A 13,417-nucleotide genomic window follows, 5' to 3' on the forward strand; every position below is an offset into this window, starting at 1 on the left:
CTTAAATCCTAGGGCGTGCCGTCTGCTGTGAACCAGCCGGTGAACTGGTGGCCGGTCCAAGTGGGGTTGGGGTTGGGCCATACGAGGTTGCCGCCGTTGGGAATGGTTTGCGCGGCTGGCGTGGTGCCTGGTGCTCCTGCGAGGTTGAAGCGTACGGTAAACGAGTTCTTATACGTATACACAATAGTGATAGGAGTTTGAACAATATCGTTCTTCGTCCAGGTAATTACCACGTTGACGCTGCCGATGGGGTGTTGGGGCACGTCGAATGACCACACGCCAGTAGCAGCATCTGCTTGATAGTTCGTAATAGGTGTGGAGCCAAAAGTGACGCTGGTGATAGCGAGCTGAGGGTCTGTAACTGCTATGGGTGTTACTTGCGTTAATACAGGAGATGCGGCGGTGTTGCCGAGTTGGCCGAATGCGTTGCTGCCCCAGCCGTAGACTTTCTGGTCGGTTCCTAAACCAAGATAGTGTGCTCGTCCGATACTGACCTGACTGAAGCTGCTTGGTTGTGCTCCTGCTGGCACTAGTGTCGGCGTACTAGAAGGGCTGCTATTGTTGTTGCCCCACGTGTAAGCTTGGTGGGCATCGTTGAGGGCTATAGAGCGGGACGAGCCCGCGCATATTTGGGTTATGGTTCCGGGTATGGCGTTGGCTGCTAGGGGGTGGGGTCTGGCTGTAGGGTCTGTGCCCACGTTGATGATTGGGCCGAGTTCTCCGTTGATATTGCTGCCCCAGGCATACACATAATTATCGCTGGTAAGGGCGAGGCTGTGACCGTAGCCGGCGCTGACTTGGGTGATGTTGTGTGGCAGGTAGTAGATTTGCTTTGGCCTGGTGGGGGATTGTAGGCTACCGTCGCCGAGCTGGCCGAATTGGTTATCTCCCCAAGCGTAGACAGCGCCACTACTATCGATAGCTAGCGAGTACCCTCTACCAAATTCACCTCCTGCACTGACTTGGGTAATTTTTGGATTGTAGGTAATGGTTTTCACTATTAAAGGGTCGGGGTGGGGTTGTGAGTCGCCGGTTGCTTGATCGTAGCCGAGTTCACCGCGCTCGTTACTGCCCCAAGCCAAGACTTCTTGCTTCATCGACACTGCTAGGGAGTGTGAGCCGCCCGCACTAATCTGGGTGATGTTGTCAAACATGTCACCAGCACGCACCGGCGTGGGCTCAGTAATAGGAGTGGTAGTACCAACGTTGGTGCTGCTGCCGGTCTGCCCGTAGAAGTTGTCTCCCCACGCATACAACCTATGATTACTAGCCAAAGCCAGAGCATGCCTTTCGCCGGCGCTGACTTGGGTGAAGGTAACACCATCGGGCGTTTTTACCAGAGTTGGGCGACTAGCTGAACCTCCGACCGTACCGTTACCAAGCTGACCGTGGTCGTTACGACCCCACGCATAAATATTGCCCTGAGTACTGATAGCCAGAGAGAAATTATGGCCTGCGCTGACCTGGGTGAACGTGATATTGCCTGGTGGCATTGGTGGCGTGACGGTGGCGGTGTTGGGTGCGTTGGCCGGGCCGGAGATGGGGGAGAGGGTGAAACCGTTGTTGGTTTCTGATTCTTGCGTTGATGGTATCGGCTGCGTGCCTGCGTTTGGGGTGGGGTTAGCGTGGACTGGTGTTGGGTGCGCTGAACTAGCGGACCCCCCCCCCCAGGACGGTCAAGGACAGGAGCGCTGCTATAGCGCTCGCCGTGCGAATGTGTCGCATAACCCCTCCAAACGGGTGCTACCAGTGCTGGAAAGCACTCTACCCGCGCATAAACTCAAGAAACTTGCTTTGGGCGATACGCGGCGAATCTAGTTCCCCAACCGATTCAGACACGCTAACGCCCTTCTCATTTAAACCAAGTCTAGCATTACTGTCTGAGTGTGGGTATTCGACCAGTGTAAGTTAAATAGCGAAAGGGGCCTACAGGGAGTACTTCAGCGATTAGTTTGAGTCCTAGGATGTTGGCTTGCGTGATAGCTAATGTGCGCACATACGGGGATAGGCGCCAACTACATCGCCGACTTAACACCTCCAGGAACCTATGTGCACACATTTTGGCGTTTAACCCGGTTTCGAGGAGTACGAAGATGCCGACTCGATGGAGTCGGCATCTTGAAAGCAAAGACGAGACTCACCCCGTCCAGGTATGCTCCAGTCTAGCAAACATTTTCGTGATTGTGAATACTGACATGCACGCGGTTTTTAAGAGCTTGCTTCGAGCGTTTTGAAAGTTCGCGCGCTCCTACGCAAGGTTATTGTATCGATCCAGCCATGGGTTAAGCCGGTTTCAATGGATGACAGCAGTGACATAAGTGCGCCGATGATGCTGTTAATTTTGTATGCTTCTTCGAATAAGTTATCGAAGTGTGCTGCCCGATTGCGAACACGACGAACATAATTCATGTTCTTTGCAATGTACATGCGGCCCTTTTCGGTCGGTTCTACGTTTGGGAAAGCCCTGTATAGAGCTATAGTCCATAGTATTTGTTGCTTTGCTGTCTTTTCACTAGTCGTAGCTTCGCCAATTAGCTTGACCCAAGACCCCCACATGAGGTGTGCGAGAATGTCATCATGGTTGACCGTTAGATCAACTCGATGATGGTGCGGCTCCTTCCATTTTCTGGCATCTTCAAGTGCCAGCTGACGGGCGTTCAGCAAATTCCCTCTGATCAACGCGTTCACTAATTGCGGCGCCTGTCCAGGAAGGCACCAATTGGGGTTCTTTAAGTTTTGTGCACACAAGTGGCGCAGTTCTCTGTCTATGGTATTACGAATAGCAATCTCTACGTAGCCTATTTGTGCTTGGAGCAGGCCCGCGAAGTCTTGGTTCCATTTGCATAAGCTGATAGCTTTTTGGTAGTCACCGTCGGTGCTTTTTAGGTATCGCTTGAATCGTGCCGCACTAAATAAGAGCTCTGCATAGTTGGCAGACGGATCGGGCTGTATGGGTGTAAAACCGTGACTTTCTTCTGAAGTCATCGCCGCCCTCCAAACTTTTTGCCGCGCGGATACCTGTAGGCCTGACTCTAGTGTTTTTGACTACCCAATTTTGGTGAAAACTAATAATGTGGGTAACTCACCCAAGTTTCGCAGTTTTGTGCATAACTGAGACGAGTCGACATCGGCTACGGGTGAGCGCGATTCTGTACCTAGGACACAAGGGCTTCGCATACTCGCACAATCGTGATAGTAGGAAGCGCTGTAGTATTGATGCGGACTGGCAGTTGGGAACTTGCGCGCATTGGAAGCAGGTACTTGTTAGGAAGCAAAAAGAAATGTTCTTTAGACGGAGTTGAATTCTTGGTTTGGTTATAGCAGGTCGAGCTTATGAGCGCGACGCTCTGCAAGGTGGAAGATAGTTCTTAATGCCGGGGGAATGCCCCCGGCTCTTGGAGCCTTCCTTATTGCTAAGGGAAGCGTTTTTAATTATAGGTTGTTTGGTTGGACTAATCAACACTTAATGCTGACCGCGGTGAAGTGGCTGCTGGTCTTTTCTGCTTGCTGAGCTGATTGGGGCTCGCCAAGGGCGGGGGCGGCGTGGCTGGGGGGCAATTGCTTAGGGCTGCGGATAGAGTAGGGGGTATGAGTGCCTTTGCGGCGCGGGGCTGGCTGGATTGAGCTGGGCCGGGCGCGGGCGAGTGGGCACGTAGTGGAAAATACAGCAGAAAAGGACGCAAGAATGCCAGGAGCAAATCTGACTCGCGTGGAAGCTGAAGAGCGCGCGAGCATCATTTCCAACCCCAAGTACACGGTGAGCCTCGATCTGACTCGCGGCGCTAAGACCTTCGCTTCGGAAGTTGTAGTCACGTTCGACGCTGCTAAGCGCAATGCGGCGAGCTACCTCGATTTGATTGCCTCCCGCGTGGAATCGGTTGAGCTCAACGGCGTGGCCCTCGACCCGGCCGAGGTCTACCAAGACAATCGCATTATTCTCAAGGGTTTGAAGGCCCACAACGAGGTGAAGGTTGCTGCCCTGTGTGACTACTCCCGCACCGGCGAAGGCCTGCACCGCTCCGTGGATCCCTCCGACGGGCGCGTGTATTTGTACACCCAGTTCGAGGTGCCGGATGCTCGCCGCGTGTACGCAGTATTCGATCAGCCCGATTTGAAGGCCACGTTTGACTTCTCCGTAGTTGCTCCCGAATCGTGGACTGTCTTGGGCAATATGCCTACCAAGTCTTGCGAGGCAGTAGACCAGCAGACTGAGCGCGGCACCTTGGAGCAGGCTCCGGCCGAGGGCTGCAAGCGTTGGACCTTTGAAACCACGCCGATGATGAGCTCCTACTTAACCGCTATTTGCGCTGGCCCCTACGCTCAGTGGACCACCGAATATGCCAACGAAGACGGGCGCACTGTGCCCATGGGCCTCTACTGCCGTCAGTCTTTGAAGCCCGCTCTCGAAAAAGATGTGGACTATCTCTTCGACATCACCCAGAAGGGCTTCGCCTTCTATGCCAAGACCTGGGGCGTGCCTTACCCTTACGCCAAGTACGACCAGATTTTCGTGCCCGAATACAACGCCGGCGCTATGGAAAACATTGGCTTGGTGACCTTCCGCGACCAGTACATCTTCGAGTCCAAGGCCACCGGTGCCAAGGTGAACCGCCGCGTGGAGACCGTCTTGCACGAGCTGGCTCACATGTGGTTCGGCGATTTGGTGACCATGAAGTGGTGGAACGACCTGTGGCTCAACGAATCCTTCGCCGAGTTCATGTCGACTCTGTGCACGGCTGAGGCCACTGAATGGTCAGACGACTGGGCCACGTTCTGCATGGGGGAGAAGGGCTGGGCCCTGCGCGAGGACCAGCTGCCCACCACCCACCCGATTGTGGCTCCTATCAACGATTTGCACGATACCGAGGTGAACTTCGACGGCATCACCTACGCCAAAGGCGCTTCCGTATTGAAGCAGCTGGTGGCTTACGTGGGCCGCGAGCAGTTCTTCCAGGGCATCCACAACTACTTGGAGAAGCATGCTTACTCCAACGCCACTTTGAAGGATTTGCTGACCGAGCTTGAGGCCACTTCCGGCCGCGACTTGGGCCAGTGGTCTAAGGTCTGGCTGCAAGAGTCGGGCATTAATACGCTCACCTCGCACGTTTCTACCGATGCAAACGGCGTTATTACCGCCATGTCTATCGAGCAGAGCGCTCCGGAAGAGTATCCGGTGCTGCGCCCCCACCGCCTGGCCATTGGCTTCTACTCGGCTCAGGCCGACGGTAGCGTAGCGCGCACCGACCGCTTCGAGGTCGACATTGACGGCGCATCCACTGAGATTACCGAGCTGGTAGGCAAGCAGCGCCCCGACCTGATTTTGGTCAACGACGACGACTTGACCTACGCCAAGCTGCGTCTAGACGAGGCTTCGCTCAAGTTTGTGGAGGGCAACCTCTACCGCGTCGAGGACCGCCTGGCCCGCGCTATCGTCTCCCTAAGCATGTGGGATATGACGCGCGACGGTGTGTACCCGGCCCAGAGCTTCATCGATTACACTTTGCGCACGCTCTCCACCGAGCACCAGTCCACCAGCATGCGCTACATGCTCTCCTGCCTGTCTACCACGGCCCACGACTACACGGCTCAGGCCACCCGCCCGGAGGCCCTAGAACAGGTAGCACAAGGCCTATGGAAGCTGGCTTCGGCTGCTGAGGCCGGCTCCGACGAGCAGCTTCAGCTCCTCCAGGCCTACCTGGGCTACGGCGACGACGAGGACTTCGAAGACCACGCCCGCGCCCTGCTGGCTGGCACGAGTGAGCTGGAAGGCGTAGAAGTCGACAACAACATGCGCTGGGCAGTCATCCACGCTCTCGCCGCACAAAACATGGCTTCCGAGAGCGAAATCGAGGCCGAATTAAGCAAACGTGATACCACTGAGAACCGTGAGTTCGCTATGGGTGCCCGCGCTGTGCGCCCCACTAAGGCAGCCAAGGCTTGGGCTTGGGATCAGGCCTTGCACAACAACGACCTGACCAACTCGCAAATCGAATCCGCGGCCGATGGCTTCTCGGGCTCGGGCAGCAAGGACCTCTTCGCTCCCTACATTGAGAAGTTCTTCAGCTCGGTGGACTGGGTCTGGGAGCACAAGACCTTCCACATTGCCGAGACCATCTTGAACCCGCTTTCCGCCGGCGGACTCTACCCCTACAAGGCTGAGCCCCACGACTTGGTTCACGCGGGCGAGGCTTGGCTGGCAGACCACGAAGATGCGCCCAAGGCCCTGCGCGGCATGATTATCCAGAATGTGGAAACTTCACGCCGCACCCTGCGCGTGCGCAACTACAACGAGGGTTTGGCTCGCTAAAGCCATAGTGCGCCCCCATGTAGCATAGGCTCGCAGTAAGTATTACAAGGCCCCGAGAAGCTGGAGTGAAGGCTTCGCGGGGCCTTGCCTATTCTCCTATCCGAAAGCCGGGGCGGGTACTAAGCTGGTGCTGTATGCTTTTCGCGGGTCTCGGCCCGTTCGCGCGCAACATGAGGAGTGCAATGCCAAGGCTATTTGGAACTGACGGTGTAAGGGGATTGGCTAACAGGGATTTGACCTCGCAGTTGGCCTTGGACTTGGGTGACGCAGCGGTGCGGGTGCTCGGAGCAAGTGGCAGTGGCACCAACGGCCGCCGCCGGGCTTTGATAGGCCGCGATACGCGCGTCTCGGGCGACTTCCTCTCTTCAGCGCTGGCAGCAGGTATGGCAGCCGGTGGTTTCGACGTGATTGACGCTGGCATTATCCCCACTCCGGGCATTGCCTACCTCACTTCGGCGCTCAACGTGGAAATGGGCGCAGTGATTTCTGCCTCCCACAATCCCATGCCCGACAACGGCATTAAGTTCTTCGCCCGCGGCGGTTTCAAACTGGCCGACACCAAGGAAGACGAGATTGAATCCGTCTTGGCTCAAGACTGGGATCGCCCAACCGGAGACGGCGTGGGACGCATTTCGCAAGATGCCAGCACCGCAACCAACATGTATATCGAGCATTTGGTTAACGCTGTAGCGCCAGTTGGGGCGGATAAGATTCAGCCCAAGCCCTTGAAGGGCATTCGCATCGTGGCTGACTGCGCCAACGGTGCCACTTCGGCCGTAGCTCCCGAGGCTTTGCGCCGGGCTGGGGCAGACGTAGTGGTGATTAACGCCTCGCCAGATGGCTACAATATCAATAAAAATGCGGGCTCCACCCACCCCGAGCAGTTGCAGGCGATGGTGAAGGCTTCGGATGCGGACATGGGCGTAGCCTTCGATGGTGACGCTGACCGCTGCCTGGCCGTAGATGAAGACGGCAATATGATCAACGGAGACCAGATTATGGGTATTCTGGCCCGGGCTAAGCAGCGCGAAGGCAAGCTGGCTAACGATACGCTGGTAGTGACGGTTATGAGCAATCTGGGGCTCAAGCTGGCCCTAAAAGATATGGGCATAGCTACGGTGCAGACCGGTGTGGGCGACCGCTATGTCTTGGAGGAGATGCTGCGCGGCGGCTTTACCCTAGGCGGCGAGCAGTCCGGGCATGTGATAAACCGCGAGTTTGCAACCACTGGCGACGGTACGCTGACGGCCCTGACCTTGGCTAAAGAAGTAGCGCGCTCTGGTAAGAGCTTGAAAGAGCTGGCTGCCGACTTCCCGCAGCTGCCCCAGCAATTAGTCAACGTGCCGAACGTAGACAAGGCTGCGGCCAACACGAATGCTACAGTGCAGGCTGCTATCGAGCGCGAGGAGCAGCTGCTGGGCTCTACTGGCCGCGTATTGCTGCGTGCTTCGGGCACTGAGCCTTTGGTGCGCGTAATGGTTGAGGCCGAGACCCAGGAGCAGGCCGACGATGTGTGCGGCAGGCTCGCACAGGTAGTTGCCGACGAGCTGAGCTTGTAAGCGTATACGCGGAAAAACGTTGCCGGAGCACCTATTTGCGGGCGTTTTGGCTTGGATAGCGGTGGAGGAAAGTATGTTTGCAGACGAATCGAAGGTCGATGCTGAGCTCAATGCTGACGTGGAGCAGGCCTTGGCCCAGGCGGGGGAGGACCAGCTTTTCCCCATCGTGCAACTGGGCGAGCCCGTCTTGCGCCAGCAGGCCGAGGTTTATAACGGTCAGCTCAAGCACGAGACGCTGGTCAAGCTGATTGAAGCCATGCGCCAAACTATGCACGAAGCGCCAGGCGTGGGCCTCGCAGCCCCTCAGATTGGCTTAGGGCTAGCGTTTGCGGTACTCGAAGACCATGTGCGCGACGATGAAGACGACCCGCGCGAGATTGCTGAAATGCCCTTCCGCGTGATTATCAACCCGCGATATGAGCCTATCTCAGATGTAACTGCCAGCTTCTTTGAAGGCTGCCTCTCCTTCGAAGGCTACCAGGCAGTGCGGCGGCGCTGGGTCGACATTAAGGCCTACTGGGAAGACGAGAACGGTAAGGCTCACGAGGAGCGCCTGCACGGCTGGCCTGCCCGCATTTTCCAACACGAGACCGACCATTTGAGCGGCGAAGTCTACATCGACAAGGCACAGCTGCGGAGCTTGACTTCCGACGAAAACTTGGGAGAATACTGGGCGTATGATCCGGTACCGGCCCAGGCTGCTGAAGAGCTGGGATTTGAGCTTTAGGCGCTATCGTAGGCGGGTAGGCGGGCGCTCGCGGTTCGGGCGGTTCGCTACTAGAATGGAAGAGTAACGACCATAGCCTCAACGAAGGAGTATTGATTATGGACGAGAAAGCATTGGTAAGCAAGCTGTCCGCAGCTCAGACTGTCGACGAGATTATTGCTATCTCCAAGGAGGCGGGCAATGAGCTCAACTACGAGCAGGCAGACAAGCTGATTAGCCGCATTATGCAGACCAAGAACGATGCTGCCCAGCTTTCGGGCGACACCGTTGAGAAGATTGCCAAGGAAGTCTTCGGTATCTGAGTTTTTTGCTCGCGTTTGCGCGTGAGTAAGGGCCCCGCAAGGAGTGGTTTCCTGCGAGGCCCTTTTTGTGTGTAAGACTTCGTGTGTGTTGCTTCGTAGTGTTTTCTAACTCCTTGTGGTGCTTGTATTGACAGCGATAGCCGGGGCTAGGGGAGGGCTATTGCGCGCATTCGATAGTGGTCTGCTCAGGATCGATGCAGGCGGGGTCGAGGGTAATTTCGCCAATGCTATCGGCATGAATCATACCACTGGTAGGATTGAGGATACTGTCGATGTGTCCGTCAACTTGAGCGTCTACAGTTGAGTATTCAAAAGCGAGGGTAGTGTTGAGCAGACGGCAGTGGCGTAGGGTCAAATCTTTGATATAGCACAGGCCTTGCAGGCTTTCGATAGTGCAGTTTTCGAAGGTGAGATGCTTGGAGTTCCAACCCAAGTATTCGCCGTAAATGCGCGAGTTGGTGACCGTCACGTTGCTGGTGTTCCAGAAGGCATCTTTGGATAGGATGCGCGCGTTGTCGATAGTGATGTCGCTGCAACCGTCGAAAGCGTAGTTGCCGTCGAGATTAAAGCGGCTGGTCCGAATCCCGGTGCTATCTTTGCCAAAGTAATCGCCCTGGGCGCTTACGTTGTCCATCTCAATGTCAGAGCACGACCAGAGCGTTTCGCTAGCGTTGGGCATAGTGACATCGTTCAAGCTAATTCCCGAGGAGCGGCGGAAGGTCTTGGGCGCCTCAATAGTGGAGTTGCTTATGGCGATGTTGTGGGTATACCAGATGCCTGAGCGAGCCATCTCAAAGAGCGTGCAGTCCTCCATTCCAACGTCATTGCAATACCAGAGCGGATACTTCCACTGAAAGAGCGAGCCCTGCAAGCGCACATCGCGAGCATGCTTAAGAGGAGACTCCCCATCTGCAAAAGTAACGCGCACAAAGTCCTGCCCCTGAGCCCGGAAAGCTGCCCGCTCCCCAGTAAGCCGCTCCTGCACGCGCACGGGCCTATCAAGCGCCCCAGCTCCCGCAGTTCCCTCACGCGCACCACCCAAGCCAGCCATACCCATTCCTCCCCAATCCAAAGCCACCCGGCAAAACCGCCGAACCCCCAAAAACCCTATACCTTCAACCCACTCGAAGTGCAAGCTCATTGCATAAGAATTGAAGAACAAATGTGAACTGCAACTTTGACAACACCTGTAGTTTCTCTGTACGGTACTGGTCAGCATGAGTATTTATTTATGCCATGATAAACAGATATCAATCGTTCGGCCCGGCTTTCTTTGGAAGGTGCGGGCCGGATCTCTTTTTTGTGAGTCCCAGCTTTAATTGTCTGTTTACTTTGCCGTTGCACTTGGAATGGGTTCAATGATTGTTGTATGAAGAATCAGTCAGTTTAGCAGTTTTGCTCACATAAGTCAGCTGCTGGTTTGATGAATTGCAAAAGTGTATTGACGAGGGCGGACGGGATAATGGGGGGATGGAGATGATTTTGCTCAATGATGCTCGGGTGCTGGCTGTTCAGCTGCGGGAGAGTGGTGAGGAGATGGTTTCGCTCGCCGGGCTGGGCGCGCGCCTTGAGGTGGACTGGTCGCGCTCGCAGATTGCCTCGAATTCGGAGCGGTTCTGCTATGCTCGCCGCACGGTTGGGCAGATGCTGGTCAAGGCCGCGCAGTCTTTGCCTCAGGGATTGATCTTGTATCTCAAGGAAGCGTATAGGCCTTACGGGCGGCAGATTAAGTCGTTTGAGGAGAGCCTAGATTGGTTTGCTGAGCGCAATCCCGGGCTTGATGCAGACGAGATATATCGGCTCACCTGCCAATATGTGGCACCGCCGCAAGTGGCCGGGCACCCAACTGGCGGCGCAGTCGACGTGACCCTCATGCGAGATGGCCATGAGCTCGATATGGGCTGCGCTTTCAACGAAGAGCCCGAGGCTCCGCGCAATCTGCCTTACACCGAATGCCCGTATGTAAGTGAAGACGCGCAGGCGAATCGCAAGCTACTTGCCGATGCTATGAGTGCCGCCGGTTTCGTCAACTATCCGAGCGAGTGGTGGCACTGGTCGTACGGCGATGCCTACTGGGGTTTTGTGAGCCACAATCCCGCCTGCTATACAGCGCAAGACGAGACTTCGTTAGAATAAGCCGTTTAGGGAATTTGCCTTACAGAGAAGATAAGTAGTTTGCGCGGGAGGGGTGCGCGCTGCCTCAGTGTTGTTTGAGTACTTGTAGCAGGACAACAACAATCACTGCTGCAATGATGAATGGGATCATGTAAAACAAAGCCACATAGTGAGCTGTGCTAAGCTCCGGGTGTTGCAGTAGGTCTAAATAACCCTTCAACGTGTGCAAAGCACCAAACATCAGAATTGCAGCGAAAATGAGCCATTGCATCACCGTCAGTGCGATGCTAACTAGCGATTGAGCCGATGCTGCGTCTAAAGAATTCATCATTTCATCTACTCCCTGATATCTTTTGCTCCGCATTGCCTACGGTTCTATACCTATATTTCGATCTTCTCGATTACACAGAGCTTATATTGACTAAGAAAAGTTCATATAATCTTCGCCACCTCCTTTGTCGGTGAAGATGTCTGCTCAATGCAGGCATGGTGATATTTTATCAAAAACATTTGGTTAGTCACATCTGGAACAGTCTTCGAATATAGTGATTATCACGGCTATGAATGGAAGCCTTTGGTTGAAAAACTTGCGGCAGGCCTCACATGTAGCGAGAAGTGTGTCCCGATTAAGGGAGCGCGCTAGCGACGCCGGTATTTACGCCACATTCGCTCGTACTCTTGCCCGCTAGCACCGACTCTGATGGCCTCGATGTCGGCTTTCACTGCGGCTTTCTGTGTTTCGAGCTGCTGGCGTCGCGCTTGGGGAAGGGGGAAGAGCCCGAGGCTCCGCGCAATCTGCCTTACACCGAATGCCCGTATGTAAGTGAAGACGCGCAGGCGAATCGCAAGCTACTTGCCGATGCTATGAGTGCCGCCGGTTTCGTCAACTATCCGAGCGAGTGGTGGCACTGGTCGTACGGCGATGCCTACTGGGGTTTTGTGAGCCACAATCCCGCCTGCTATACAGCGCAAGAGGAAGCAGCAATAGAAGCTGCGAGCTAGGGGAGTTGCCTTCAAGTGGGGATTGTGAAATAAACTGCGCGGAACTGGTGCGCGCTGCCTTGTGCCCCGGATGCGATTCGAACGCACGACACCTTCTTTAGGAGAGAAGTGCTCTATCCCCTGAGCTACCGGGGCAACGCTACACTACTGTAGCACGGAGCCTGCTGTTTGTGGGCCTCCTTGTGTTGATGCGGATAGTGGCACGCCACGGGCTGAGCGGTCGCGGGTAGCGCTCACAATCGGAGTAAGAGCAAACTAAGATAGGAGTTGGGCGGATGGCAAAAGTGCGGCGGGTGCCTGGAGTGCGGTTAGTGCTCAGCTTTCTGGCTCGCGCCCTGGCTCTTATAGCGCTCATTGGCACCGGCGCTCACTATTTGCCCAGCCAGTTTGCGGCCTGGCCCTTTGTGCCCGAAGTGGTGTCGCTCACACCCTGGTATGCGCTCGCTGCCCTCATAGCGCTGGTCTTGTCTCTGCTTTCTCGCCGTTGGTTTACCTCTTTGCTGGCTCTGGCCTGCCTGTATGTGGGCGTCTCCTGGCAGCTGCCGTTCTTTTCGGATGAGCACACGCTGCCCAAGGATGCTTTGGCGGCTGGGGCTGCTGAGCAACCGATAAAAGACGACTATGCGGCTCGTGTGATGACGGCTAATGTGTTCCGCGGCCACGCAGATGCGGCGACTATCGTGCAGGTAGTGCGAGACAATCGCGTGGAAGTGCTGGCCCTGCAAGAGACGACCGATGACTTTGTGAAGCGCTTAGAGAAGGCTGGCATTAAGGACTATCTGCCCTATTCCAAGGTCTCCTCCGCGGACGGCAAATATGGCAACGGCTTGTGGTCGCTTACCCCGCTGGGTTCGCCGGCCCGCGACGACGTGGACTCTTCCGCCTCTCAAATGCCAGCAGGCACCGTGACCTTTGGCCAAGACCGCGATATTCGCTTCGTCTCAGTTCACACCACCTCGCCATCTCCGGGCTCCTGGCAGCAGTGGAAGCGCAGTCTCGACGAGCTTTCGAATATGAAGAGCCACGTGTATACCCGCTACGTATTTTTGGGCGATTTCAACGCTACCTACGACCATGCGCCCTTCCGCGACTTTTTGGGCAACCGCTTTAGTGACGCTGCCCGCTATTCCGGCCACGGATTCACCTTTACTTGGCCCATGGATAGGCCCGGCATTCCGCCATTTGCAGGCATTGATCACATTGTGGTAGACCGGGGCATTCAATCAGGGCAGCTCAAAACGCTTTCGATTCCCGGCTCAGACCATCGCGCTCTCGTCGGCACGATTTGGGTGGGGGAGTCGGGCCGCTAGCCAAGCAGCATGCAAAAGTCGGGAGTGCGTGCGCGTGCGGGCGTGTGAGCGGAGGAAGGTTCCTCTCTTAGATGCGAATAAGGCCGGCAGAGCGC

11 protein-coding genes and 1 tRNA gene are annotated in these 13,417 nt (G+C 55.8%); 7 read left to right on the top strand and 5 right to left on the bottom strand.

Annotation, left to right across the window (positions count from 1 at the left end; all coding sequences use genetic code 11):
- Nucleotides 1–8 precede the first annotated feature (8 nt).
- Nucleotides 9–1,493 carry an RCC1 domain-containing protein gene (locus R8377_RS02100; protein WP_317643317.1) on the bottom strand — a complete coding sequence of 495 codons (1,485 nt, stop codon included), beginning with the start codon at nt 1,491–1,493 and terminating at the stop codon, nt 9–11.
- Between the two features lie 715 nt (nt 1,494–2,208).
- Nucleotides 2,209–2,985 carry a hypothetical protein gene (locus R8377_RS02105; RefSeq protein ID WP_317643319.1) on the bottom strand — a complete coding sequence of 259 codons (777 nt, stop codon included), beginning with the start codon at nt 2,983–2,985 and terminating at the stop codon, nt 2,209–2,211.
- A 700-nt stretch (nt 2,986–3,685) separates the two neighbouring features.
- Here R8377_RS02105 and pepN point away from each other — a divergent pair.
- The 4 genes from pepN (at nt 3,686) to R8377_RS02125 (ending at nt 8,895) form a co-directional block, all read left to right on the top strand.
- The gene (gene pepN, locus R8377_RS02110) at nt 3,686–6,307 is read left to right on the top strand and encodes an aminopeptidase N (RefSeq protein ID WP_317643321.1); all 2,622 of its coding nucleotides are present in this window, start codon (nt 3,686–3,688) and stop codon (nt 6,305–6,307) included.
- A gap of 182 nt (nt 6,308–6,489) precedes the next feature.
- Nucleotides 6,490–7,866, top strand: a complete 1,377-nt coding sequence (glmM, locus tag R8377_RS02115; RefSeq protein WP_317643322.1) for a phosphoglucosamine mutase — start codon at nt 6,490–6,492, stop codon at nt 7,864–7,866.
- A 73-nt stretch (nt 7,867–7,939) separates the two neighbouring features.
- The gene (locus R8377_RS02120; protein WP_317643323.1) at nt 7,940–8,593 is read left to right on the top strand and encodes a peptide deformylase; all 654 of its coding nucleotides are present in this window, start codon (nt 7,940–7,942) and stop codon (nt 8,591–8,593) included.
- A gap of 98 nt (nt 8,594–8,691) precedes the next feature.
- On the top strand, nt 8,692–8,895 hold the full coding sequence (locus R8377_RS02125) for a hypothetical protein (protein ID WP_317643325.1): 204 nt from the start codon (nt 8,692–8,694) through the stop codon (nt 8,893–8,895).
- A 157-nt stretch (nt 8,896–9,052) separates the two neighbouring features.
- Here R8377_RS02125 and R8377_RS02130 read toward each other — a convergent pair whose 3' ends face one another.
- Nucleotides 9,053–9,997 (bottom strand): DUF3737 family protein, encoded by a 945-nt coding sequence (locus R8377_RS02130; RefSeq protein WP_317643326.1) that lies wholly within the window; start codon nt 9,995–9,997, stop codon nt 9,053–9,055.
- 374 nt (nt 9,998–10,371) lie between these two features.
- Here R8377_RS02130 and R8377_RS02135 point away from each other — a divergent pair, with 374 nt between their 5' ends.
- A complete protein-coding gene (locus R8377_RS02135) occupies nt 10,372–11,031 on the top strand; it encodes a M15 family metallopeptidase (RefSeq protein ID WP_317643327.1) in 660 nt (219 codons plus the stop codon).
- Nucleotides 11,032–11,095: 64 nt separating this feature from the next.
- On the opposite strand, the gene R8377_RS02140 is transcribed toward R8377_RS02135, so the two are convergent.
- The gene (locus R8377_RS02140; RefSeq protein ID WP_317643328.1) at nt 11,096–11,341 is read right to left on the bottom strand and encodes a hypothetical protein; all 246 of its coding nucleotides are present in this window, start codon (nt 11,339–11,341) and stop codon (nt 11,096–11,098) included.
- Between the two features lie 428 nt (nt 11,342–11,769).
- Here R8377_RS02140 and R8377_RS02145 point away from each other — a divergent pair, with 428 nt between their 5' ends.
- Entirely contained in the window at nt 11,770–12,012 is a 243-nt protein-coding gene (locus R8377_RS02145) for a M15 family metallopeptidase (protein ID WP_317643329.1), read from the top strand.
- A gap of 62 nt (nt 12,013–12,074) precedes the next feature.
- On the opposite strand, the gene R8377_RS02150 is transcribed toward R8377_RS02145, so the two are convergent.
- Nucleotides 12,075–12,147 (bottom strand) — tRNA-Arg (locus R8377_RS02150).
- A gap of 140 nt (nt 12,148–12,287) precedes the next feature.
- Between R8377_RS02150 and R8377_RS02155 the strand changes: the two genes are divergently transcribed.
- Nucleotides 12,288–13,322, top strand: coding sequence for an endonuclease/exonuclease/phosphatase family protein (locus R8377_RS02155; protein WP_317643330.1), 1,035 nt, complete (start codon nt 12,288–12,290; stop codon nt 13,320–13,322).
- Nucleotides 13,323–13,417 lie beyond the last annotated feature (95 nt).

The sequence above is a fragment of the Bombiscardovia apis genome (assembly GCF_033095945.1).
Lineage (GTDB): Bacteria > Actinomycetota > Actinomycetes > Actinomycetales > Bifidobacteriaceae > Bombiscardovia > Bombiscardovia apis.